Raw genomic sequence first — 23,894 nt, forward strand, 5'->3', positions numbered from 1 at the left:
CTTACGTGTCGTCGCCGGGGTGCACCCGCACGACGGTCTTGATGTTGCCGGGTGTCCGGTCGGATTCGAGTGCTTCGGCCGCCCTCTCGAGCGGGAAGCGGGCGGTGACCATCGCGTCGAGGTCGACGCGACCGGTGGCGGCGAGGGCGATCGCCGTCGGCCAGGTGTGGGCATAACGGAAGACGCCGGTGAGGACCAGTTCGCGGTTCTGGATCAGCTGGACCGGCAGGTTCATCGTCTCGGCGCCGGAGCCGACGAGGACGACGGTGCCGGCGGGCCGGACCGCCCGCATCGCGGCGGCGACCGCGGCGGGGGCGCCGGAGGCGTCGATGTAGGCGTCGACGTGCAGGCCGGTGACGTCGTCGGTGCGCGGGTCGAGCGCGGCAGTCGCCCCGAACTTCCGGGCCAGCGCGCGCCGGTCCGCGTCGAGGTCGGTGACGACGATGTCGGTGGCGCCGAACGCGCGGGCGACCTGCGCGGTGACGATTCCGATGGGGCCCGCGCCGGTGACCAGGACCCGGGAACCGGCGGTGACGCCGGCCTTGCGGACGGCGGCGATGCCCACGGACAGCGGTTCACAGAGGGCGGCGGCGTCGTCGGAGACGGTGTCGGGCACGGGGTGGGCGAATTCCGCCCCGATGGTGACGTAGTCGCAGAAGGCGCCGTCGACGGGTGGGGTGGCGTAGAACCGCATGTGCGGGCAGAGGTTGTAGCGCCCGCGCCGGGTTTCGTCGGTGGTGGGGTCGGGGCGCTGCGGCTCGACGGACACGCGCTGCCCGACCCGGCCCGCGGGGACGCCGGCGCCGACCGCGGCGATCGTGCCGGAAGCCTCGTGGCCGAGGACGAGCGGGGCCTCGACGACGAATTCGCCGATGCGGCCCTCCCGGTAGTAGTGCGTGTCCGATCCGCACACGCCGACGGAAGTAACCCGGACGAGCACGTCGCCGGGTGCGGGTTCGGGGACCGGCCGTTCGCGCATCTCGATCCGTCCGGGTTCGACGAGGACGGCGGCGCGCATGCCGACCGGGATCGACGGGGGTGTTGTGTGGGTCACACTTCCGATGCTAGCGTACTGAGCAGATGAACGCACCCATGAGCATTTGCTCACGGTGTTCCTCCGAACCAGGAGATGTCGTGACCCTCCCCCACGTGACGAACCAGCCCGCGGCCACCGCCGCGCCGGAGGATCTGCGCCTGGCGCTGCGCGCGGCGACCCTGTACTACCTGGACGGCCTCACCCAGGCCGAGGTCGCGACGCGCCTCGGCGTCTCCCGGCCGACCGCGGGACGCCTCGTCGCCCGGGCCCGGGCCCAGGGCCTGGTGCGCATCGAGGTGAACGTGCCGGCCAACCTGCGCGACGACCTGCACGCCGACGAGGAACGCGCCCTCGAGGAGCGTTTCGGCCTGCTCGAGGCCGTCGTCGTCGGCGACGGCGTGGACGCGGCCGGCCCGCTCGACGAGGCCGCCAGCTTCGCGGGCGTCGGACGGGCTGCCGCCGCCCTGATCAGCCGGCGGATCCGCACGACGGACACCCTCGGATTCACGTGGGGCCCGGAGACCGTGGCCGTCGCGCAGGCCCTGCCGCCGGGCGGGGCGACCTGCGCGACGATCGTCCAGCTCGACGGCGCCGTCACCGCGTCCGACTACCAGACCGGCGCCGAGTACGTGCTCGGGCGATGCGCGGAACAGTTGCAGGCCAAGATGGTCCGGCTCCCCGTTCCCCTGTACGCCGACCCCGCGACGGTCGCGTCCATGCGCGCCGACTCCATGATCTCCCGCACCCTGGACATCGGCCGCCGCGCCGACATGATGATGTTCGGCGTGGGGGCGGTGTCCACGTCGACCACCCTGTTCGAGGGCAGCTACCTCGACACCGCCATGCTCGACACCCTCACCGACCTCGGCGCGGTCGGGGAGATCGCGGGACGGTTCTTCCACGCCGACGGCACCGCCGTGGGCGGGGACCTCGACCGTCGCGCCGTGTCGGTCTCGCTCGACGACATCCGCGCCTGCCCGGGCACGGTCCTCGTCACCGGCGGGGCCGCCAAACACCAGGCTGCGCTCGGGGCGCTGCGCGGCGGCCTGGCCACCATGCTCGTGTGCGACATCGAATGCGCACGTTGGCTACTCGACCGATAACCCCACCGGAGAGACCGAAGAAGAGGCGACGATCGGTGAACACATCCAGAACGACCACCCGAATGCTGGTGGCCGGGGCGGGGGCGCTCAGCCTCACGCTCACCGGCTGCGCCGGCGCCGGCTCGATCGGCGCCTCCGACCAGACCGTCACCATCGCGATGGTGTCGAACTCCCAGATGCAGGACGCCCAGCAACTCGCCGCGCAGTTCGAGGCCGAGAACCCGGACATCGACCTGCGGTTCGTCACGCTCTCGGAGAACCAGGCCCGCGCGAAGATCACGGCCTCCACCGCGATGGGCGGCGGCGAGTTCGACGTGGTGATGATCAGCAACTACGAGACTCCGCAGTGGGCGGAGAACGGATGGCTGACCAACCTTTCCGACTACGCCCGGCAGACGGAGGGTTACGACGAGGACGACTTCATTCCCTCCCTGCGCGACTCGCTGTCCTACGACGGCGACATGTACTCGGTGCCGTTCTACGGCGAGTCCTCGTTCCTGATGTACCGCAAGGACCTGTTCGAGCAGGCCGGCATCGCCCTGTCCCCCACCCCCACGTGGGACGAGGTCGCCGCCGCCGCCGCGCGCCTCGACAGCCCCGACACCGCCGGGATCTGCCTGCGCGGCAAGCCCGGCTGGGGTGAGGTGCTCGCCCCGCTGAACACGGTGATCAACACCTTCGGCGGCCGGTGGTACGACGAGAACTGGAACGCGCAACTGACCAGCCCCGAAGTGGTGGAGGCCGTGCAGTTCTACGTCGACCTGGTGCGCGAGCACGGCCAGCCGGGCGCCGCCACCAGCGGTTTCAGCGAATGCGCCACGCAGCTCGCCCAGGGCCGCGTCGCGATGTGGTACGACTCCACGTCGGCGGTCTCCACCCTCGAGGACCCCACGTCGAGCAACGTGGTCGGAAAGATCGGGTACGCGCCGGCACCGATCCGGGTCAAGGACGACGCGGGCTGGCTCTACAGCTGGTCGCTCGGCATCCCCGTCGACAGCGACAACGCGGACTCGGCGTGGCGGTTCGTCTCGTGGATGACGAGCAAGGAGTACCTGCGCACCGTCGGCGAGACCCTCGGCTGGGAGCGGGTGCCGCCCGGCAGCCGGCTGTCCACCTACCAGATCCCCGAATACCGTGAGGCCGCAGCCGCTTACGGGCCGCTCACCCTCGAATCCATCGAGAACGCGACTCCGGACGCCCCGACGGTCGAGCCGGTGCCCTACACCGGTGTCCAGTTCCTCGCCATCCCCGAGTTCCAGGATCTCGGAACCCGCGTGAGCCAGCAGATCAGCGCCGCGATCGCCGGTCAGAAGACCGTCACCGAAGCGCTGGAACAGGCCCAGGAATACGCCGACGTCGTCGGCGCCACCTACCGGGAGGATCAACAATGACAACCGTGGCAGTCGGCGCACCCACCGCCGACGACTCGGAACGCATCCGCCGGGTGCGGGAAGCCAAGAGCGACGCGGTCTCCCGCGCGGAAGGCTGGCGCCGCCGGGGGCCCCTGCTGCCGGCCCTGATCTTCATGATCGTGGTCACGCAGATCCCGTTCGTGTTCACCCTCTACTACTCCACGCAGTCGTGGAACCTGGTGCGCCCGGGCTCGCGCAGCTTCGTCGGCCTGCAGAACTACGCGGACGTCTTCCGCGACAGCCAGTTCCGCGAGGTCGCCGTCAACACCGTGATCCTCATCGTCGGCACCGTGCTGATCTCCGTCGTGCTGGGCCTGCTGCTCGCGCTGCTGCTCGACCGGGTCTTCCTCGGTCGCGGCATCGTCCGCACCCTGCTCATCACGCCGTTCCTCGTCACCCCAGTCGCGGGAGCGCTGATGTGGAAGACCGCGATGTTCGATCCCGTGTTCGGCATCGTCAACTTCGTGCTCTCCCCGTTCGGCGTCGGGCAGATCGACTGGGTCAGCCGCTACCCGCTCGCCGCGGTGATGGCCAACCTGGTGTGGCAGTGGACCCCGTTCATGATGCTGCTCATCCTGGCCGGGCTGCAGTCCATGCCGCGTGACACACTCGAGGCCGGCCGGGTCGACGGGGCCGGCGCCTTCGCCCTGTTCCGCGAGCTGACGCTGCCGCACCTGCGGCGGTTCATCGAACTCGGCGCCGTGCTCGGCGCGATCCACCTGGTCAACACGTTCGACGCCATCTACATGATGACCCAGGGCGGACCGGGCACCGCCAGCTCCAACCTGCCGTTCTACATCTATCAGCGGGCGTTCCTCGGCTTCGACATCGGCCAGGCCGCCGCCATGGGCGTGGTGGTCGTCGTCGCCACCATCGTCGTGGCCACCGTCGCGCTGCGGCTGATCTTCACATCGTTCACGGGCAAGGAGGAGGCCGCCTGATGAGCACCACCGCCCCCACCACACAGCAGCTCCCAGCACCGGAGACCGTCCCGACGCGCACCCGGAAACGCAAGCACCGCAAGGCAAATCCATGGGGAGTCGTCGCCTGGATCGCCGCCCTGGGGTTCTTCTTCCCGGTGTTCTGGATGGTGCTCACCGCCTTCAAGCAGGAGGCCGACGCCTACTCCGATCCACCGAAGTTCTTCTTCACTCCCACCCTCGACCAGTTCCGCGCGGTGTTCGACACCGGAGTCGGTGTCAGCCTGCTCAACTCGGCGTTCGCCACCGGCGTGTCGACGATCCTCGTCCTGCTGCTCGGCGTGCCCGCCGCGTTCGCCCTGTCGCTGCGGCCGGTGCGCAAGACCAAGGACGCCCTGTTCTTCTTCATCAGCACGAAGATGCTGCCGATCGTCGCCGCGATCATCCCGCTGTACGTGATCGTCGCGAACATCGGTCTGCTCGACAACATCTGGGCCCTGATCATCCTCTACACCGCGATGAACCTGCCGATCGCGGTGTGGATGATGCGCTCGTTCTTCCTCGAGGTGCCGGGCGAGCTGCTCGAGGCCGCGAGCATGGACGGCGCCAGCCTGTGGACGTCGGTGCGGGAGGTGATCCTGCCGCTCGTCTCGCCCGGCATCGCCGCCACTGCCCTGATCTGCGTCATCTTCTCCTGGAACGAATTCTTCTTCGCCGTCAACCTCACGGCGGTGCAGGCGCAGACGATTCCCGTGTTCCTCGTCGGCTTCATCACCGACGAGGGCCTGTACTGGGCTCGCCTGTCCGCGGCCGCGACGATGGCGGCGCTGCCCGTCGTCCTCGCCGGCTGGATCGCTCAGAACAAGCTCGTGCGCGGGCTGTCGTTCGGCGCAATCAAGTAACTCTCCCGATCACTTTCGAAGGAATCGTCATGGCCGAGATCACCTACCGCAACGCGTCGTGCATCTACGAGAACTCCGACACCCTCGCCGTCGACTCACTGAACCTGGACATCCAAGACGGGGAGTTCGTCGTCCTGGTCGGACCGTCCGGCTCCGGCAAGAGCACCGCACTGCGGATGCTCGCCGGCCTCGAGGACATCGACGAGGGCTCGATCAGTATCGGCGGCCGCGACATGGTCGGTGTGCCGTCGAAGGACCGTGACATCGCGATGGTCTTCCAGAACTACGCCCTGTACCCGAACAAGACCGTCGCCGAGAACATGGGCTTCGCGCTGAAGATGCGCGGCGTGAGCGCCGACGAACGGCGTCGCAAGGTCGAGCAGGCCGCAAAGCTGCTCGACCTCAGCGACTACCTGGACCGCAAGCCCGCCAAGCTCTCCGGCGGCCAGCGGCAGCGCGTCGCGATGGGCCGGGCGATCGTCCGCGAACCGCAGGTGTTCTGCATGGACGAACCGCTCTCCAACCTCGATGCCAAGCTGCGGGTGCAGACCCGCACCCAGATCGCCGCGCTGCAAAGGCGTCTCGGCACCACCACGGTGTACGTCACGCACGACCAGGTCGAGGCGATGACCATGGGCGACCGGGTGGCGGTGCTGCGCGGCGGCACGCTGCAGCAGTTCTCCTCCCCCACCGAGCTGTACGACCGGCCCGCCAACGCGTTCGTCGCCGGGTTCATCGGCTCGCCCGCGATGAACCTGCTCGACGCGCGGATCGTCGACGGCGGCGTGCAGATCGGCAGCACCGTCGTCGAGGTCGAACGGGACCGCGTCGCCTCGCTGCACCGCGCCGGCCTCGAGACCGTCACCGTCGGGATCCGGCCCGAACAGCTGGAGATCACGGACGGCGACGGCGTCGAGGCCATCGTCGACCTCGTCGAGGAACTCGGCAGCGAGTCGTACGTGTACACCCGCGTCGCGCGCAGCGACACCACCCTCGTCGCGCGGTCGCTCACCCGCACGCCGGCCCGGCTCGCGGACACGATCCGGCTGCGCAAGCGGGAGGGCTCGGTGCACCTGTTCCATCCGCAGACGGGCGAACGCGTCGGCGACTGACCGGCCGGCGGCGAACCCGCGCCGGAACCGGCGGCGAATCTGCGCCGGAACCGGCGGTGGTCGGTACGGTCGGGACGTGCTCTTCTCGACGATCGTCGCCACCTCACGGGCCGTCGGCGCCACCCGGTCGCGACGGACCAAGGTGGAAGAACTGTGCAGCCTCCTCGCCGTCCTCGACCCCGTGGAGGTCGAGCCCGCGGTGTCGTGGTTGGCGGGCGAGCCACGCCAGGGCCGCATCGGCGTGGGGTGGCGCACCCTCGCCGGGTCCCGCGTCGACCCGGCCGACGCGCCGTCGCTGACCGTCTCCGACGTCGACCGGGCCCTCACCGAGCTCGCCGGTCTGGCCGGGACCGGATCGACGGGGCGGCGCCGCGAACTGCTCGCCACGCTGCTCGGCGCGGCCACCACTGCCGAGCAGGAGTTCCTGGTGCGGCTGCTCACCGGGGATCTGCGGCAGGGCGCGCTCGAGGGCGTGATGACCGACGCGGTGGCCGCCACGACCGGTCTGCCCGCCGAGACGGTGCGCCGGGCGTTCATGCTCTCCGGGCAACTGTCCGTGACGGCGGCCGCCGCGCTCACCGGCGGCGCCGACGCGCTCACCGCGTTCCGTCTCGAGGTGGGCCGGCCGATCAGGCCGATGCTCGCTTCTCCCGCGCAGTCCCTCGGCGACGCCTACAGCCGGTTCGGCGGCGACGTCAGCGTCGAATACAAGCTCGACGGCGCCCGCATCCAGGTGCACCGCCACGACGAGACGGTGCGGGTGTTCACCCGCACCCTGCGCGAGATCACCGGCAGCGTACCGGAACTCGTCGATCTGGTCGCCGCGCTGCCGTGCACGTCGGTGGTGCTCGACGGCGAGACCCTGGCGCTCGACCCCGCGGGCCGGCCCCGGCCGTTCCAGGAGACCATGAGCCGCTTCGGCGCCGAGTCCGCCCACGATCTGTTGCTGCACCCGTACTTCTTCGACTGCCTGCACCTCGACGGCGTCGACCTGCTCGACGCACCGCTCGCCGAACGTCTCGACGCCCTGCAGCGGGTCGCCTCCCAGCACCGGATCCCGGGCGTGCTGCAGCCGGACGACGCCGCAGCGGAGGCCCAGTTCGAGGCCGCGCTCGCCGCCGGACACGAGGGCGTCGTCGTCAAGGACCTCACCGCGCCCTACGCGGCCGGCCGGCGTGGCCGCGCCTGGCAGAAGGTCAAGCCGGAGCACACCCTCGACCTTGTGGTGCTCGGCGCCGAGTGGGGCTACGGCCGCCGCACCGGGTACCTGTCCAATCTCCATCTGGGCGCGCGGGACCCGGACGGCGGTGAACCGATCATGGTCGGCAAGACCTTCAAGGGGCTGACCGACGCGCTGCTGCAATGGCAGACCGAGGAATTCCCGCGGCACGAACGCAGCCGCGACGCGCACACGGTGTACCTGCGACCGGAGCTGGTCGTGGAGATCGAACTCGACGGCGTGCAGGTCAGCCCGCGCTACCCCGGCGGGGTGGCGCTGCGATTCGCGCGGGTGGTGCGCTACCGCCCCGACAAGACGGCCGCCGAGGCGGACACGATCGACGCGGTGCGGGCGCTGCTGCCGGCGACGGATTCCGGTTAGCGCCCCGCACTTCCGTCCGGTACCGGATGTCGCTCGTGGCCGGTCATGCCCGCCCCTGGGCGAGCGACTCGACCACGGTGGCGAACATGGTGGACTTGATGACACCGAGGGTGCCGGGGTCTTTCCCCACGAGCGGGGTGACGAGCTCGACGGCAGCATCCAGGACGTTACCCTCGCCGGCTGTGCGGTCGACCAGGCCGGCAGCCTCGGCCTCGAGGCCGCCGTAACGGTGCCCGGTGGTCATCGCGGTGACTGCAGTCTGCGGGGTCAGCTTGGCCTGGATCAGGGCAGCCATGCCCGGCGTGAACGGGATGTGGATGTCGACCTCGGGGAAGCAGTAGTAGCCCCGGTCGGCGCGCATCACCCGGTAGTCGTGCGCGATGCCGAGCATGGCGCCCGCTCCGAACGCGTGCCCGACCACCGCGGCGACTGTCGGCAACGGGAAGGTGAGGATGCGGCTGAACAGTGCCTGCACCCGGCCGACGTACCACTGCGCCCGATCACCGTGCGCCGTCAACCATTCCAGGTCCAGGCCGTTGGAGTAGAACTTCCCCGTCGCCGTGGTGACGAGCGCGTGCGCGTTCTGCTGCGCTTCGTCGAGGAGCCGGTCGACGGTGTCGAGCCAGTCCGGGGAGAACCGGTTCTCGTCGTCGCCGAGGTCGAGGACGGCGATCTTGTCCCGGTAGGTCAGAGTGACAGTCATCGAGAACCTTTCGTGTGGCCGCCGCGCCGGGGCGGCGCCGGCGGAGGATCGAGGGCGAGAACCGCACGGACCGCGGCCTCGAGGCGTTGCCGCAAGGCCGTGTCGGGGACACGCCGACGCCGGAGCAACAGCCCTGTGGGCAGACCGACGACGCAGTCCTCGACGACCGCGACCGCACGCGCGTCGCCGCGGCCCCACAATGTCCGGGTCAGGCGAACGAGCAGCGCGACCAGAACCGAATCGAGCCGGCTCAACTCTGCGGCGACATCCTCCGGCAGGTCGGACCCGAGCAACTCGTCGCGCCGGACGGTGAGCAGAAGACGCGAGGACTCGGGGAAGCGTGCGGCGAACTCCGCCGGGGTATCGGCAGCCGCGACGACGGCGTCGACCCCGACGGCCCAGTCCGGCGCCGAGGCGGAGCCGAGAACCTCGTCGACCGCCGCGTGTTGCAGGTCGAGGAAGCGGTGGGCCGCGCGCAACCAGGCCCGGCCGACCAGCCCGCCTCGTGAGCCGAACGCGTGATACAGAGCGCCGTTCGACATCCCCGTGGCCGCGGCGACCGCACGCAGCGTCACCGCACTCGCGCCACCCTCCACCACCAGACTTTCGGTGGTGTCGAGAACCTCGTCGAGGTCATGGATGCGGGGGCGGGGCACAGCGGGACCGTAACAGAACATGCGCTCTATTACTAGGCGGTAACCACGGGTGGCGATCGGCTGCGCTGCGAACCGCGGCCGGCCGCGTCGCGTCGCGTCGCGGACGGAGGCCCCCGTTTCGCTGTCGGTGAATACCCCGGCGCGGTGCCGGCGTCGTGCGAGACTTCGGGGCATGACAGCAGCGGACCGGCCCGCCGTCGCGGATCTCGACGCCCGGCGACGACAGCACCGTGCCCGGCGGCCGCGGCCCGAGCGCCTGCTGCGCGAGGTCTACGGGGAGATCCTGCGCGACGAACGCCGGGATCAGGACCGCAGCCTCGCCGACGTCACGGCCGCGGTCGGCATGTCCAAGCAGTACCTGTCCGAGATCGAGCGCGGCCGCAAGGAGCCGTCGTCAGAGGTGCTGCGCTCGGTGTGCGGGGCGCTGCACCTGCCCGTCGAGCACCTGCTCTCGCGCGGGATCCGGCGGCTGACCGCCGCGCGAGTGAGCGCGCCGATCGAGCGGGTGCGCGGCCCGCGCGTGGAGCTGTTCACCACCTGAGCTCCGGTCCCGCTGAGCGGAACCCGTGGTATCGCCCGTCGCTTCGGGCCTGGAGAATCCGCGTCCGACCCGACGATCCCCCCACTGCCGAGGAGACGAGCATGGATCCCGCCGGCCGTTTCGAGAACAAGGTCGCCTTCATCACCGGCGCAGCCCGGGGCCAGGGCCGCGCCGAGGCGGTGCAGTTCGCCCGCGAGGGCGCCGACATCATCGCGATCGATGCGTGCATCGACTTCGCGTCGACCGCCTACCCGGGCGCCACGGAGGAGGATCTCGCGGAGACCGTGCGGCTGGTCGAGAAGACCGGGCGTCGCATCGTCGCCACGACCGCGGACGTGCGGGACTTCGACGTGCTCTCGCGGGCACTCGCCGACGGCGTGGACCGGCTCGGCCGGCTCGACGTGGTCGTCGCCAACGCCGGCATCTGCTCGGGCGCGCTGTCGTGGGAGATCACCCTCGAGCAGTGGCGCGAAACGGTGGACGTCAACCTCACCGGAGTGTTCCACACCGCGAAGGCCGCCGTGCCCTACCTGATCGAGCAGGGCGAGGGCGGCGCGGTCGTCTTCACCAGTTCCGTCTCGGGTCTCAAGGGCACCCCGTTTACCGGCCACTACGTCGCGACGAAGCACGGCATCACCGGACTGGCGAAGACGATGGCGAACGAACTCGGCGAGCATCGGATCCGGGTCAACACCGTCCACCCGGCCGGGGTGGAGACCGGCATGAAGGTCAGCGACCTGCACCCGCTCATCGCGAAATACGCGACCACCCTCGGCCCGATCTACATGAACTCCCTGCCGTACGAGATCCTGCAGCCCGAGGACGTCGCGGCCGTCGTCGCGTGGGTGTGCTCGGACGAGGCGAAGTACATCACCGGCGCGCAGATCCCGGTCGACCTGGGGAACCTGATCCGCTGAGCGCCCCCACCCAGCGTGGCCGAATGTCACACCGCTTCGATCTGATCGAACGCATGTCACATTCGGCCACACCCGTCCCCCGGCGGATACCCTCCGGAGGGTGACCTGGTCCCTGGAGTTGGTGCCCACCGCCGTCGGGGTGGCACTGCTCGTCGGGACGACGACCGCGGTGCTGTGGGGCTACCGCGCCCCGCATCACTTCGCGCCGGCGATCGCGGTGCTGCGGGGCGCCGTGCAACTGGCCCTGATCAGCGTGGTCCTGTCCGGGGTGATCACGAATCCCATCTGGGTGGGCGCCGCCCTTCTCGTCATGTTCACCGTGGCGGCTCTCACCGCATCGCGCCGGATCGGCTGGAGCCCGGGACATGTGGCCCTCGTATCCGGTGCGATGGCGCTCGGGATCGCCGTGACGCTCACGATCGTCTTCGTCACCGGCGCCATCGAGTTCTCCCCCCGGTACGTGCTGGCCATCGGCGGCATCGTCGTCGGCAACGCGATGACCATCGCGACCCTCGCCGGGCGGCGCTTCACGGAACTGACCGGGGACAACTGGGACACTGTCGAGGGTTGGCTCGCGCTCGGTGCGACGCCGCGGCAGTCCACCCGCGAGCTCACGCGACTGGCCGTCCACTCGGCGCTGATCCCGTCGACCGACCAGACCAAGACCACCGGGCTGGTGACGCTGCCGGGCGCCTTCGTCGGCGCGATCTTCGGGGGTGTGTCCCCGCTCGAGGCCGGACGCTTCCAGATCGTGGTGCTCGCCGCGATCATGGCCGCCGGAACGATCACCGCCGTCGTCCTCGTCTCCGGTCTGGCACCGGTCCGTACCCGGCCCGGCCTGCCGGACTGACCTCCCGCTGTGCACCCCGGACCGGGAGGCCGGGGGGCGTAGGATCGCAGGCAACCACTCGGTGCACGTTCGGTCGCCGCAGGGAGCGAGGATGGGCCCGTCGACGGTGCTCGACCACGCGCGGGCAGCGTTCCACGCGCGGGACTGGACGCGGGCGTTCGACGCGTTCCGCGCCGCCGACGCGCACGAGCCCCTCACCGCCGAGGATCTCGACCTGTTCGCACGGTCCGCGTATCTGGTCGGCCGGGACGACGACTGCGTGACGCTGTACGAACGCGCGTTCTCGGCCCACGTCGACGCCGACGACCCCGAACGGGCCGGGCGCAGTGCGTTCTGGCTCTGCTTCCTGCTGATGAACCGTGGCGAGGTGGCGCGCGCCGGCGGCTGGCTCGCCCGGGCCCAGCACCTGAGCGAGCCCGGACGCCCCGACTGCGCGACGCGCGGCTTCCTGATGCTGCCGGCGGCGGTGCAGGACATGCATGCGAACCGGCCGGCCGACGCCCTGCCCGCGTTCACCGCAGCCCAGGCGATCGGCCGGTCCTGCGGCGACGCCGACCTCGTCGCGCTGAGCACCCTCGGCATCGGGCAGTGCCGCATCCTGCTCGGCGACGTCACCGGCGGTCTCGCCACGCTGGACGAGGTGATGGTCGGCGTGACCCTCGAAGAGGTCTCGCCGGTCGTGGCCGGCCTGGTGTACTGCGCGGTGATCGAGGCCTGCCAGGGCACGTTCCAGCTGCAGCGGGCGAGGGAATGGACGCGGGCACTCGGCCGCTGGTGCGACGCCCAGCCCGGCCTCGTCCCGTTCCGTGGACAGTGCCTCGTACACCGCGCGCAGATCCTGCAACTCGAGGGCGCCTGGACGGAGGCCATGGACCTGGCCCGGCTCGCGTTCCGTCGGCTGTCGGACCCGCCGGGGCAACCGGCCGTCGGCATGGCCCTGTACGAACAGGGCGAACTGCACCGGTTGCGCGGCGCGTTCGACGAGGCCGAGGACGCCTACCGCCGCGCCGGCCGGCTGGGCCGCGAGATCCAACCGGGCATGGCGCTGTTGCGTCTGCGTCAGGGCGACACCGACGCGGCGCTCGCCGGGATCCGGCGGGCGCTCGGCGAATCCCTTCCCCTCTATCGTCCGCGGCTGCTGGCGGGCCACGCGGAGATCGCGCTCGCCGTCGGCGACGTCGCGGCCGCACGCCGCAGCGCCGACGAACTCGCGGCGCTGGCCCGCGAACAGGACGCTCCGGCGTTGAGCGCGATCGCCGAGCAGGTCACCGGGGCCGTCCTGCTCGCCGAGGGCGCACCGCGCGCCGCCCTCGACCGGCTGCGCCGCTCGTGCGGGCTCTGGCGCGGGTTCGAGGCGCCCTACGAGTGCGCGCGGGTGCGGGTGCTGCAGGGTCGCTGCTGTGACGCGCTCGGCGATGCCGAGACGGCGCGGCTCGAGTACGAGGCCGCGGCGGCGACGTTCCGGGACCTGCACGCCGAGCCGGACCTGCGGGACCTCGCGCGAATGCCGACGCGGCCGGCCGCGCGGGGCCGGCTGACCCCGCGCGAGGTCGAGGTGCTGCGGGCCGTCGCCACCGGGAAGACCAATCGGGCCGTGGCCCGTGAACTCGTGTTGAGCGAGAAGACCGTGGCGCGGCACCTGAGCAACATCTTCACCAAGCTCGACGTGTCGTCCCGGGCGGCCGCGACAGCATACGCGTACGAGCACCACCTGCTCTGAGCTGCACAGAATTACCCATCCGGGTCCGCGGCCGGCTACATACTTCGCCCGACGCGGCCGATGCCGGCGGCGCCTAACGTCATCCGTCCAGACCCCTCGAGCCAGGAGTTCCCCATGACCACCGACAGTGCACCCCGACGGATCGACACCGTCGTGATCGGCGCGGGCCAGGCGGGTCTGTCCGCCGGCTACCACCTCGCCCGGCACGGCCGCCCCTTCCTGATCGTCGACGCGAACCGGCGGATCGGCGACAACTGGCGCAGCCACTGGGATTCGCTGCGCCTGTACAGTCCCGCCGGATACGACGGCCTGCCCGGCATGCCGTTCCCCGGCGATCCACACCGGTTCCCGACGAAGGACGACGTCGCCGACTATCTCGAGGCGTACGCCGCGCGGTTCGATCTCCCCGTCACGGGCGGCACCCGGGTGCGGCGGCTGTCGCGCGACGGCGACCGATTCCTCCTCGACTGCGGCGAGATGCGGATCGAGGCCGGCAACGTCGTCGTCGCGACCGGCACGTTCGGCCGCACCCCGAGCATCCCGGAATTCGCGGCGGAGCTGGACCCGCGGATCGTGCAGCTGCACTCGAGCGAGTACCGCAATCCGACACAGCTGAACGACGGGCCGGTGCTCGTGGTGGGCGCCTCCCACTCCGGCGGCGACCTCGCCTACGAGGTGGCGACGTCCCATCCGACGATCCTGTGCGGCCGCGACACCGGGCAGCTCCCGGTGCGGCTCGAGAGCCGCCGGATGCGGGTGCTCTTCCCGGTCGTGTGGTTCGTGTGGGGCCACGTGCTCTCCGTACGCACCCCGCTCGGCCGGAAGGCACGCGAACACGGGCGTCGGCACGGCGCACCGCTGTTGCGGGTCAAGCGGGAGGATCTCACCGAGCTCGGCGTCGAACGGATCACCGAACGGGTCACCGGTGTCGTCGACGGCCGCCCGGTCCTCGCCGGCGGTCGCGTCCTCGACGTGACGAACGTGTTGTGGTGCACCGGTTTCCGCCAGGTCTACGACTGGATCGACCTGCCGGCGCTCGGCCCGGACGGCTGGCCGCTCGAGGAGCACGGGGTGGTGACCGACACCCCCGGCCTGTACTTCACCGGGCTGTGCTTCCAGTCGTCGTTCCGCTCGATGCTCGTCGGCGGGGCCGGCGCGGACGCCGGGCATGTCGTCCGGCACCTGGTCGAGCACCGCGCGCCCGTCGCCGCTGGGGTTCCGACCCGACTCGGCGCTCCGGCGCACGGCGGTTCATACGGCTCGTCGGGGACCTACGCTACGTCCAGCCGGCGAGTGTCTCGGCTGCTGCCCGGTAGTCGATCGTCCCGGTAGAGACGGCGATCACCAGGTCGTACGCGTCGTCATCCGGCGCGTCGAGATCGAGCCCGTTGAGGCCGTAGAAGACGAACACCGCCATCCACGAGAGCCGCTTGTTGCCGTCGACCAGAGGATCGTTCCGCGCGATCGATTCGAGCAGCACCGCGGCCTTCCCGTGGATCGACGGATAGGCATCACGCCCGAAAAACGAGGAGCGAGGTCGGTGCGCAGCCGAATCCAGGAGACCGAGATCGCGAATGTGCGGCACCCCCAGATCCGCCGCAAGCGCGAGCAGATCCTCGAGTTCCAGGTACTCGACGTTCACTGAGCCAATCGGTCGAGCAGCGCGGCGTATCGCTCCCGGCCGTCACGGGACAACGCCTGCACCCGCGTGTCCCGCACGCGCCGCGCCGCCGCCTCCGTGATGGCACGCACCGTCGCCTCGTGCTTACTCACACCGTCGGCCTCCGCCAACAGCGCAAGTGCTCGCTCCTGCCCTTCGGTCAACCGGAGTGTCATGGCCATGAGTCCGATGCTACCACTTTGGTATCACCGGACGGCTCGAGGGCCCGGCAGCTGCCGGCGCAGGCCGCTGGCTCGCAGCACCCGCCGCTCGACCCCGGCGCGGACGGCTTCCTCGGTGCCGATCAGGCGCACGTGACCGCGCGCACGGGTGATCGCGGTGTACAGCAATTCGCGGGTCAACAAAGAGGATTCGGGTGGGGGCAGGATCACCGAGACCGTGCCGTACTGGCTGCCCTGGCTGCGGTGGATCGTCATCGCGTACACGGTCTGCACGGCCGACAGCTGGCTCGGGTGGAGCCGGAACGGCTCCTTGCCGCGCGCGAACGCCGCAACGGGTTCGCCGTCGGCGGCGACGACCACGACGCCGGTGTCGCCGTTGTAGATGCGGGTCTCGTGGTCGTTGGCGGTGACGAGCAGCGGCTGACCCGGGTACCAGCGCTCGGCGTCGAGCCGCCGGCCGGTGTCGGTGGCGATCCACTCCATCGCCCGCCGCGCCCACCACTGCACCCCGTACGGCCCCTCGCGGTGCGCGCACAGCAGGCGGTGCGTCTCGAACTGCTCGAGCGCGGTCACGGCGTCGCCCGCGACGGCGGCGGCGGTGACGGTCGCGGCGGTGGTGACGACGTCGTGCCGCAGGGCCTCCAGGTCGTTCGGCGCGTGGAAGGACACCTCGGTGCCACCGCCCCCGAGAATCCGCATCACCGCGTCGGCGTCGCCCTCCCGCACGGCGACGGCCAGGTGTGCGATGTCGCCACCGAACCGCCGGCCGCGGCTGAGCCGGATCACGCCGCCGCGCAGCCGGTTCCGTTCCCCCGGCGAGAGCGCCGCCTCGGCGGGGTCGTCGCCGGCGTCGAGGTCGGGTCCGACGACGCGGCCGAGGACGGGGTTTCCCGCGGCGGTGACGGGACGGGCGACGAGGTCGGCCAGGACGGCGCCGGCGTCGACGGAGGTCAGCTGGTCCGGGTCGCCCACCAGGATCAGGCGGGTGCCGGGGCGGACGGCCTCGAGCAGCCGGCACATCATGGTCAGCGACACCATCGACGTCTCGTCGACGACCACGACGTCGTAGGGCAGATGGTTGCCGGCGTGGTAGCGATACCGGGTGCGGCCGCGCTGCCAGCCGAGCATGCGGTGCAGGGTCATCGCGGACAGGTCGGCGCGCAGGCCCAGCGGCTCGGCCTGCTCGCGGACGGATTCCTGCAGCCGGGCCGCGGCCTTGCCGGTGGGCGCGGCCAATCCGATGCGCAGGGCGGGGCCGTGCAGCGTGGTCAGGAGCGCCAGGATCCGGGCGACGGTGTGGGTCTTGCCGGTGCCCGGCCCGCCGGCGATGACCGTGGTCCACCCGGTGGCGGCCAGCGCCGCGGCGATGCGCTGCCGATCCGGTGCGACGGACGGGCGGCCGGGGTCGTGCTGGTCCCGGAACAACTCCCGCAGCCCCCGCTCGAGCGTCTGCTCGTCGACGACGGGATGACCGAGCCCGCGGGCGTCGAGGATCTGCCGGACCGTCTCCTCCTGACGGAAGTAGCGGTCGAGGTACAGCAGCGGACCGTCGGCGGTGTCCACCAGGCGCAGCGGACGCAGCGGACCGCGGTCGCCGCCGACGACGAGCGGACTGCGGCGCAACCCGGCGACGACGGCGTCGTCGTCCGGCCACGGCAGCGCCGCGAGATCCACCTCGGCGGCCTCGTCGACGGTGACCTCCCGCAACCGGGTCAGGTCCAGGCACACCGAACCGGCGCGCACGGCACGCACGACCAGCGCGGTCGCGAGGTGCACGTCCTCGGCGGTCTCCCCGGACAGCTGGGCCAGCCGCAACGCGACGTGCACGTCGGCGGCCGCGAGCACCCCGGCCTCGTTGAAGGCCCGCAGGGCCCCCTTCCCGCGCTGGGCCACCTGGGCGTTCGTCACGGGACCTCCTTGCCTGCCAGCAGATCGGACAGTTCGGCGACGAGGGCGGGCGGCGGCACCCAGTCGAACACGCCACAGCCCGCGGGGGTGTCCGGGCCGACCATGCCGCGCACGAACAGGTACTGCACGCCGCCGAGGTGCACGGCCGGGTCGTACCCGGGCAGCCGCCACCGCAGATACCGGTGCAGGGCAACGGCGTACAGCAGCGCCTGCATCGGGTAGTGGGCGCGCAGCATCTCCTCGGCCATCCGGTCCCGGGTGTAGTGGGCGGTGGTGAGCTCCTCCGGCCCGAGCCGGTTCGTCTTGTAGTCGACGATCACGAATCGCGGCTCGGTGCCGTGGATCCGCAGCACCGAATCGATGCTGCCGGTGAGGTAGCCGCGCAGCGGGGTCGGCTCGAGGGTGCCCACGAGTTCGGCGTAGGACGCGAACGGGTCGCCGGCGGGCAGGTGGGCACGCAGCAGCCGGGCGACACCGTCGAGGGTGACGGTGGTGGCGACGGGGTCGTCACCACCGGCGAGGGGCAGCTCGAAGTCGAGTTCGGCGAGCCGGTCGGCGGGAGCGATGTCGGCGAGCGTGCCCGCGGCCCCGGCGAGCGGGGTGCGCAGGACCGGCAGCAGGGCCACGGCCAGCTCCTCGGGGTCGACGTCGGAGAGCTGTTCGGCGACGGTGTCGCGGCAACAGCGCAGCAGTTCCGCCCCGAGATCGGCGGCCGCGGTGTCGACGACCTCGAGCACCGCGTGCACGAGGGTGCCGAACACGGCCCCGCCCGGCAGGGGGTTCATCGGGGACACGATGCCGTCGTCCTCCGCTTCGGCCGGCAGCAGCGGGGGTTCCTCCGGTTCGTCGGTCTTCGCGGGCTGTTCGGCCTCGCCGCCCGCGCCGGGCCCGTCGTGGGCGGCGGCGGTGAGGGCGGTGTACGAGGTGCGCCGCCAGGCGTCGTCGAGCTCGCGGTCGAAGCGGGCGGCCTCGAGCTCCACGACGGTCTCGTGCGGCCACACCCACGTGACGGCGGGGATCGGCGCCGATCCGACGGCCTCGACGGACACCGTGCCGGCGGCCCGGCCGGCCCACCCGGTCAGCTGCTGCGCCACGATCGGATCCTCGGGCACGCGCGCCTTGTGGGCGATCTCGGACGTGCCCGGCACGCGGCCGAAGAGCATGCGGTGCAGCGGGGCACCGGAGGTGCTGTACCCCGGAGCCCACCACAGCACCAGGTGACAGCGGGCGCGGGTCAGCGCGACGTAGAGCAGGCGCAGTTCCTCGCCGGCCACCTCCTCGTCGTGGCGCCGGCGGCGCTCGCCGTAGCCGGCGCTGCCCTCGCCGCCGACGTCGAGGATGCGGCGGCCGTCGTCGTCGTGGAGCAGGAGCCGGTCGGGTTTCGACCGCACACCCGACTCCCACGCGAACGGCACGTACACGACGGGGAATTCGAGGCCCTTGCTGGCGTGGACGGTGAGCACCTGCACCGCGGCGGCGTCGCTGTCGAGGCGGCGGCTGCGGTCGGCGCGGGCCGTGCCCGCCTCGGCGATCCGTTCCGTCAGCCAGCGGGTCAGCGCCGTGACACCCAGCGCCTCGGCCGACGCGGTCTCGTCGAGCAGTTGCGCGAGGTGCCGCAGATCGGTCAGTTCCCGCTCGCCGCCCGGCCATCCCAGCAGGCGCGGTTCGAGGTCGCAGAACGCGGCGAGGCGCTCGAAGAGCGCGGCGAACCCGGACCGCTCGAACACGACGTCCAGTTCGCGCAGCAGGGTGCCGATCGCGGCGACGAGTTCGTCGCCCCGGGTATCGACGTCCTCGGCGGTGCGGCCCATCAGCGAGGTCAGAGCGGCCAACCGCACCCGGTCGGGGCGGTGCGGCTGTTCGAGTGCCTGCAGCACCCGCAGCCACTCCCGCGCGGCCGGGGTCGCGAAGACACTCGTCCCGCCGGCCAGCACGGCCGGGATCCCGGCACCGGTGAGCGCCCCGTGGACGAGGGCGACCTGCGCATTGGTGCGCACCAGGACCGCGACGTCGCCGGGTTCGACGGAGCGGCGGCCGGCCCCGAGGTCGACGGTGACGTCGCCACCGAGCAGGGCCGCGACGTCGGCCGCGACGTCGCGTGCCACCCGTTCCTGCAGCGCCTGGGCCTTCGGGAAACCGGAGGCGCCGCACGGGCCGGCCCCGGTACGCGGCAGGTGCCGCAGCCGCAGCGGCGCTGCCCCGGCGATCCGGGACGCCGGCTGCGCCGCCTCCACCCGGTGCGCGACGATCCGCGGATCACCCAGGGCCGCACCGCCGTACAGGTGGTCGAGGGCGGCGAGCAGGTTCCCGTCGCTGCGCCAGTTGCAGACGAGTTCCTGGTGGCCGTCGGCGAACTCCATCGCGCCGAGGTAGCTCAGCACCTCGGCGCCGCGGAACGCGTAGATGGCCTGCTTCGGGTCGCCGACGAGGACGAGGGTCGTGCGGCGGTGGAATGCGCTGCGCAGGATCTCCCACTGCAGCGGGTCGGTGTCCTGGAACTCGTCGACGAGCACGACGCGGAAGCGGGAGCCGATGCGGCGGCACGCGGCCTCGCCGTGCTCCGGGTCGGTCAGCACCGCGTGCAGCAGCGCGAGCTGGTCGTCGTAGTCCCGCAGGCCCGCGAGGCGCTTGCGCCGGTCGACCTCGGCCCGCACGGCCCGGGCGAACTCGACGCGTTCCCCGGCGGGCGTGCCGTCGGCGTCCTCGGGGGCGAGGGCGGCCTGGGGGTCGAAGACCGCGGCGCGCGCGGCCTCCGCGGCCTCGGCGTGCGAGATCGGTGCCCTGTCCGCCCGCCCGTACCGGCGCAGGTACAGGTCCGCGATGACCTCGATGGTCAGGTCGTCGACGTCCTCGACGAGCACCGCGTCGGTGTCCCGCTCGCCGGCGGTACCGAGCTCGTCGAGCATGCGCTGGCAGAACCCGTGCGTGGTGGCGATGGTGGCGGCGTCGAAGTCGGACAGGGCCCGCAGCAGCCGGCGCCGGTGCGTGGCCACGTCGCCGCCGGCGAGGTGCCGGATCAGCTCGTCGGGGTGGTGCCGGGCGGCCTCCGGGTCGGCCAGCGCCCGCGCGACGCCGGCGAACCGGTCCCGGGTGCGTTCGCGCAGTTCCTGCGTCGCGGCGCGGCTGAACGTCACCAGCAGCAGCTGCGACAGCTCCGCCGCCCCCTCGGCGACGAACCGGGTGGCCAGGCCGACGATGGCGTAGGTCTTGCCGGTTCCCGCGCTGGCCTCGAGCACGGTGGTGCCCGTCGGGAGCGACCCGAGCAGGTCGAACTTCGACACGGTTCGGGTCACGGACGCCCCTGGATCTCGTTGGACAGCAACGGCTCCCACAGTCGTCGCGCGAGGGCACCGAACCGGGTGGGCTCGCCGTGCCACGCCTGCTCGTCGTCGCGGGCGGCGACGGCGGTGAGGTCCCGCAGCGTCACGCCGGAGCCGTACAGGTAGGTGATGTGCCGGTCGGTGCGTTCGCCGTAGGTGGAGCCGAACTCCTGGGCGGCGGCGTCGACGCCCATCTCGACGGAGTCGCCGCGGTGTCGCCGCTCGGCGTACTCCGCGGCGGCGGCGGTGGCCGTCGGCAGCGGCTCGTGCAGCCCGCGGTCGCGCAGGTCCACGAGCCGGGTGAGCTGCTCGAGCGCGTCGGCGGGGGCGTTGATCGTGGACCGCCAGGCCGGGGTGCTGCGGAACCGGCCGCGGCCGGTGCTGATTGCCTGCCACTGCCCCGGCCGGTCCGACGCGGCGACGGCGAGCAGGTGCACCCAGGCGGTGAGACGGTGCTTCGGCGCCAGCCGGGAGAAGGTGCTGCGGGCGACGACGGTGCCGTGGACCCCGCCGACCGTGCCGGTCAGCCGCCGGCCGTCGCCGAGGTCGACATTCACGTCGACGGTGTCGGCCGGTCCCGTGTAGATCGGCCGGCACACCGCCACCAGGGCGTCCACGGTGCCGGCGACGTCGTCGAGCGCGAGCTCACCGAGCCGGTACGGCGGCAGTGTCCCGCGCCGCCATTCGGCGGCCCGGAAGTCCGCGGGGTCCGCGCCGGCGAGCAGCGCCTCGAGCATGCGGTCGCCGAGGTCCCACCGGGCGAGCGGGTCGAGGCCGACGTCGAGGGCGTCCGCGATGTCCTCGTCCCGGTCGGGCACCCGCACCCCGAGCCGCTGCCGCAGGAACGCCTGGGTGGGGTGGGTGACGAACGCGACGAGGTCGGCGAGGTCGACGTCGGTGCGCGGGACGGGCGCGAGCGGCCGGTGCAGCAGCCCGGGCCGGTGCCTCGCCGGATGCTGCGCGGCGCGCGCCCCGGCGAGCGCGGCCCGGTCGAAGCTCAGCGGGCGGCCGGGCCGGAAGTTGCGCGGATCGAACGGCTGCAGCGGATGCCGGGTGACGACCTCGGCCATGCCCTCGGGGCCGACCATCGTCTCGACCACGTCGCGCAGCTCGCTGAGCGGGATCGCCGGGGGCCGGCGGGCGCCGGTGACCGGGTCCGCACCGGTGTAGAACAGCAGCAGCTTCTCCCCCGCCGACATGACGGCGTCGAGCAGCAACTGCCGGTCCTCGCTGCGCGGATCACGTTCTCCCAGACAGGGGTTCAATGCCAGCACGTCGTCACCGTCGATGTGCGCGGTGCGGGGGAAGACCTCGTCGTCGAGGCCGAGCAGGACCACGACCCGGTGCGGCACCGACCGCATCGGCACCATCGTGCACACGGTCAGTTCACCGGTGCGGAAGTTCGCGCGCGTCGGCCGCCCCGCGAGCCGGGCCGCCAGCATGGCTCGCACGTCGGCGAGCCGCAGCGGCGCCGGCCCGGCGTGCTCGACGGCGGCCGCGAGTTCGCGGTGCGCCTGGGCGAGCTGCCAGGCGTCGGCGGGCTCGACATCGGTCAGCAGGTCCAGTGCGCGGGCGAGGGCGGCGGCCCACTGCGCGGCCGGTTGCGGGCCGCGCAGGCCGTGCAACGCCACCGTCAGCCGGTCGATGTATTCGGCGAACCGTCCGGTCAGGTCGATGTCGTTGCTCTCGACGTCGTCGAGCGGGAGGGTGAGCCCGAGCCACTCGCTCTGCGACTCGTCGGCGGCCGCACCGAGCAGGATCCGGTCCAGTGCCGTACCGAACGTGTTCTGCGGGAAGTCCCCGAGCCCGAAGGCGTTTCGCTGCCCCTTGCCGATGCCCCATCGGGCGCCGGCGGCGGCGGTCCACTCCTGCAGCCGTTCGAGGTCGTCGTCGACGAGACCGAACCGCCGGCGCACCGGCGCGGCGGCGGCGAGGTCGAGGACCTCGCTGGCGGTCACCCGCGCGTCGGCGAGGTCCACGAGCGTCGACACGACCGCCAGCACCGGGTTGGTGCGGCGCAGGCCCCGATCGGCCAGACGCACCCGCAACCGGTGCCCGGGGTGTCCGGAAGCGTCGCGCTGGGCGAGGGCGCCCTGGCCGAAGGCGGCCTGCACGAGCGGCGCGTAGGTCTCCACGTCCGGGCACATGACGACCACGTCGCGCGGTTCGAGACCCGGATCGTCCGCGAAGAGGTGCAGCAGGCACTCGCGCAGCACCTCGACCTGCCGGGCCGGCCCGTGACAGGCGTGGATGCGGATCGTGCCGTCGGCGACCGCGGAGCGGGCCGGGGGCCGGTCGGCGCGGAGGTCGTCCTGCAGCCGGCCGAGGAGGGTGTCGGGGCCGGGCCGGCCGGCGTGGTGCACGTCGGCGACTTCGGGGCCGGCCAGGTGCGCGCGCAGTTCGCGCACGTCGCGGGCCAGGCTCGCCAGGAGGGGGTGCTGCACCGCGAGGGCGCTGCGGTCGGCGGCGCGCCGGCGCACCGGCGCCGCGGCCGCCTGCCCCTCCCACATGGCCGGGCTGGGGTGCGGAATCCACAGGTGCACGTCGCGGTTCGCGGCGATCGCGGACAGCACGGCGCACTGGGCGACGGTGAGCCGGGTGGGTCCGAACAGCGACAGCCGCGACGGCCAGTCCACGAGCGCGGGCTCGGCGCGCAACCGCGCGCAGGCGGCGGTGAGCCGCTCGGCGGGACTGTCGTCGCCGATGCGCTCGCGCAGCCGCCGCCACAGCCGTGCCTGCCACCCGAGGTGGTCGGCGAGGTCGTGGCCGGTGCCGTCCGTGTCGCGTCCGGCGGCCCAGTCGACGAGCATCTCCGGGCGCTGCGTGGAGTAGCTGCGGAACAGGCCGGCCAGGTGGGCGGCGGTGGCGTAGCGACGGCCGGTGCGGTGATCGACGCCGTCGCGGCCGAGGTGCCGGGCGAGAACGGTGCACCACGGTTCGTCGAGGCAGTCGTCGACGACGTCGAGCAACGTCCACAGCATCCGGTCGGGATGCCACGGGTCGTCCTCCGCCGCCCGGCCGGTGGCGGCGGCCAGTGCCTCGTCCACCAACCGTGCCGGCGACGGATGGTCGATGTTGGCGGCGACGCCGTCGCCACAGGTACCCCCGAGCACCGTCGACAGCCGCTGGGTCAGCCACCGCTCGACCCCCTTGGCGGGGACGGCGACGAGCTCGCGGGCGAACGGGTCGGCGAGGGGCACGGCGAGCAGGTCGGCGAGGGCGGCCGCCAGGGTGTCGGCGCGCTCGGCGCGGTGCAGCGTCAGCACGCAGGTCCCCTCGTCGCTAGGTGTGTTCCGGTCCTCCACCGGCTTATCACACCGCGGCGACAGGGCTCGCCGCCGCGGCGGCGCAG

The 23,894-nt window shown here is 72.2% G+C and carries 19 protein-coding genes; 11 read left to right on the top strand and 8 right to left on the bottom strand.

Annotated features, from left to right (window positions below; translation table 11 throughout):
• Window position 1: 1 nt before the first annotated feature.
• Window positions 2-1,018, bottom strand: coding sequence for an NAD(P)-dependent alcohol dehydrogenase (locus ACWPOB_RS06835; protein ID WP_455400340.1), 1,017 nt, complete (start codon window positions 1,016-1,018; stop codon window positions 2-4).
• 116 nt (window positions 1,019-1,134) lie between these two features.
• Between ACWPOB_RS06835 and ACWPOB_RS06840 the strand changes: the two genes are divergently transcribed.
• From ACWPOB_RS06840 to ACWPOB_RS06865, 6 genes are all read left to right on the top strand, one after another.
• Window positions 1,135-2,139, top strand: a complete 1,005-nt coding sequence (locus ACWPOB_RS06840) for a sugar-binding transcriptional regulator (protein WP_100057126.1) — start codon at window positions 1,135-1,137, stop codon at window positions 2,137-2,139.
• A 62-nt stretch (window positions 2,140-2,201) separates the two neighbouring features.
• Entirely contained in the window at window positions 2,202-3,530 is a 1,329-nt protein-coding gene (locus ACWPOB_RS06845; RefSeq protein WP_455400341.1) for an ABC transporter substrate-binding protein, read from the top strand.
• The gene (locus ACWPOB_RS06850; protein WP_006933844.1) at window positions 3,527-4,492 is read left to right on the top strand and encodes a carbohydrate ABC transporter permease; all 966 of its coding nucleotides are present in this window, start codon (window positions 3,527-3,529) and stop codon (window positions 4,490-4,492) included. Before ACWPOB_RS06845 ends, ACWPOB_RS06850 begins: the two co-directional genes overlap by 4 nt.
• Window positions 4,492-5,373: a carbohydrate ABC transporter permease gene (locus tag ACWPOB_RS06855; RefSeq protein ID WP_455400313.1), complete on the top strand. Its 882-nt coding sequence runs from the start codon at window positions 4,492-4,494 to the stop codon at window positions 5,371-5,373. Before ACWPOB_RS06850 ends, ACWPOB_RS06855 begins: the two co-directional genes overlap by 1 nt.
• Window positions 5,374-5,402: 29 nt before the next feature.
• Window positions 5,403-6,485 carry an ABC transporter ATP-binding protein gene (locus tag ACWPOB_RS06860; protein WP_455400314.1) on the top strand — a complete coding sequence of 361 codons (1,083 nt, stop codon included), beginning with the start codon at window positions 5,403-5,405 and terminating at the stop codon, window positions 6,483-6,485.
• Between the two features lie 76 nt (window positions 6,486-6,561).
• Complete coding sequence (locus ACWPOB_RS06865; protein WP_455400315.1) at window positions 6,562-8,085, top strand: ATP-dependent DNA ligase; 1,524 nt, start codon at window positions 6,562-6,564, stop codon at window positions 8,083-8,085.
• Between the two features lie 43 nt (window positions 8,086-8,128).
• On the opposite strand, the gene ACWPOB_RS06870 is transcribed toward ACWPOB_RS06865, so the two are convergent.
• Both ACWPOB_RS06870 and ACWPOB_RS06875 read right to left on the bottom strand, forming a co-directional pair.
• Window positions 8,129-8,788 carry an enoyl-CoA hydratase-related protein gene (locus tag ACWPOB_RS06870; protein ID WP_100057129.1) on the bottom strand — a complete coding sequence of 220 codons (660 nt, stop codon included), beginning with the start codon at window positions 8,786-8,788 and terminating at the stop codon, window positions 8,129-8,131.
• Window positions 8,785-9,444, bottom strand: a complete 660-nt coding sequence (locus ACWPOB_RS06875; protein WP_455400316.1) for a TetR family transcriptional regulator — start codon at window positions 9,442-9,444, stop codon at window positions 8,785-8,787. Before ACWPOB_RS06875 ends, ACWPOB_RS06870 begins: the two co-directional genes overlap by 4 nt.
• Window positions 9,445-9,616: 172 nt before the next feature.
• Between ACWPOB_RS06875 and ACWPOB_RS06880 the strand changes: the two genes are divergently transcribed.
• The 5 genes from ACWPOB_RS06880 (at window position 9,617) to ACWPOB_RS06900 (ending at window position 14,804) form a co-directional block, all read left to right on the top strand.
• Entirely contained in the window at window positions 9,617-9,985 is a 369-nt protein-coding gene (locus ACWPOB_RS06880) for a helix-turn-helix domain-containing protein (RefSeq protein WP_455400317.1), read from the top strand.
• A 101-nt stretch (window positions 9,986-10,086) separates the two neighbouring features.
• Window positions 10,087-10,902, top strand: a complete 816-nt coding sequence (locus ACWPOB_RS06885; RefSeq protein WP_455400318.1) for a mycofactocin-coupled SDR family oxidoreductase — start codon at window positions 10,087-10,089, stop codon at window positions 10,900-10,902.
• A gap of 100 nt (window positions 10,903-11,002) precedes the next feature.
• Window positions 11,003-11,752: an ABC transporter permease gene (locus ACWPOB_RS06890; RefSeq protein WP_100059012.1), complete on the top strand. Its 750-nt coding sequence runs from the start codon at window positions 11,003-11,005 to the stop codon at window positions 11,750-11,752.
• A gap of 91 nt (window positions 11,753-11,843) precedes the next feature.
• Window positions 11,844-13,472: a LuxR C-terminal-related transcriptional regulator gene (locus ACWPOB_RS06895; protein WP_455400319.1), complete on the top strand. Its 1,629-nt coding sequence runs from the start codon at window positions 11,844-11,846 to the stop codon at window positions 13,470-13,472.
• Between the two features lie 114 nt (window positions 13,473-13,586).
• On the top strand, window positions 13,587-14,804 hold the full coding sequence (locus tag ACWPOB_RS06900) for a flavin-containing monooxygenase (protein ID WP_455400320.1): 1,218 nt from the start codon (window positions 13,587-13,589) through the stop codon (window positions 14,802-14,804).
• Here the strand turns inward: ACWPOB_RS06900 and ACWPOB_RS06905 are convergent.
• Genes ACWPOB_RS06905 through recC form a run of 5 tightly spaced genes read right to left on the bottom strand, consistent with a single transcriptional unit; the run spans window position 14,749 to window position 23,808 of the window.
• A complete protein-coding gene (locus tag ACWPOB_RS06905) occupies window positions 14,749-15,114 on the bottom strand; it encodes a type II toxin-antitoxin system death-on-curing family toxin (RefSeq protein WP_100058764.1) in 366 nt (121 codons plus the stop codon). The genes ACWPOB_RS06900 and ACWPOB_RS06905 overlap by 56 nt on opposite strands.
• A complete protein-coding gene (locus tag ACWPOB_RS06910) occupies window positions 15,111-15,314 on the bottom strand; it encodes a CopG family transcriptional regulator (protein ID WP_100058763.1) in 204 nt (67 codons plus the stop codon). Before ACWPOB_RS06910 ends, ACWPOB_RS06905 begins: the two co-directional genes overlap by 4 nt.
• Before the next feature lie 24 nt (window positions 15,315-15,338).
• Window positions 15,339-17,222: an exodeoxyribonuclease V subunit alpha gene (gene recD, locus ACWPOB_RS06915; protein ID WP_455400321.1), complete on the bottom strand. Its 1,884-nt coding sequence runs from the start codon at window positions 17,220-17,222 to the stop codon at window positions 15,339-15,341.
• On the bottom strand, window positions 17,219-20,515 hold the full coding sequence (locus ACWPOB_RS06920) for a UvrD-helicase domain-containing protein (protein WP_455400322.1): 3,297 nt from the start codon (window positions 20,513-20,515) through the stop codon (window positions 17,219-17,221). Before ACWPOB_RS06920 ends, recD begins: the two co-directional genes overlap by 4 nt.
• Entirely contained in the window at window positions 20,512-23,808 is a 3,297-nt protein-coding gene (gene recC / locus ACWPOB_RS06925) for an exodeoxyribonuclease V subunit gamma (protein WP_455400323.1), read from the bottom strand. The genes ACWPOB_RS06920 and recC overlap by 4 nt, the downstream gene beginning before the upstream one ends.
• Window positions 23,809-23,894 lie beyond the last annotated feature (86 nt).

The organism is Rhodococcus sp. 2H158, assembly GCF_053764755.1.

Coding starts and splice junctions, on each gene's coding strand:
- ACWPOB_RS06895 (WP_455400319.1), top strand. CDS start 11,844: ATGGGCCCGTCGACGGTGCTCGACCACGCGCGGGCAGCGTTCCACGCG.
- ACWPOB_RS06845 (WP_455400341.1), top strand. CDS start 2,202: ATGCTGGTGGCCGGGGCGGGGGCGCTCAGCCTCACGCTCACCGGCTGC.
- ACWPOB_RS06860 (WP_455400314.1), top strand. CDS start 5,403: ATGGCCGAGATCACCTACCGCAACGCGTCGTGCATCTACGAGAACTCC.
- ACWPOB_RS06910 (WP_100058763.1), bottom strand. CDS start 15,314: ATGGCCATGACACTCCGGTTGACCGAAGGGCAGGAGCGAGCACTTGCG.
- ACWPOB_RS06880 (WP_455400317.1), top strand. CDS start 9,617: ATGACAGCAGCGGACCGGCCCGCCGTCGCGGATCTCGACGCCCGGCGA.
- ACWPOB_RS06850 (WP_006933844.1), top strand. CDS start 3,527: ATGACAACCGTGGCAGTCGGCGCACCCACCGCCGACGACTCGGAACGC.
- ACWPOB_RS06885 (WP_455400318.1), top strand. CDS start 10,087: ATGGATCCCGCCGGCCGTTTCGAGAACAAGGTCGCCTTCATCACCGGC.
- ACWPOB_RS06855 (WP_455400313.1), top strand. CDS start 4,492: ATGAGCACCACCGCCCCCACCACACAGCAGCTCCCAGCACCGGAGACC.
- ACWPOB_RS06835 (WP_455400340.1), bottom strand. CDS start 1,018: ATGCGCGCCGCCGTCCTCGTCGAACCCGGACGGATCGAGATGCGCGAA.
- ACWPOB_RS06900 (WP_455400320.1), top strand. CDS start 13,587: ATGACCACCGACAGTGCACCCCGACGGATCGACACCGTCGTGATCGGC.
- ACWPOB_RS06870 (WP_100057129.1), bottom strand. CDS start 8,788: ATGACTGTCACTCTGACCTACCGGGACAAGATCGCCGTCCTCGACCTC.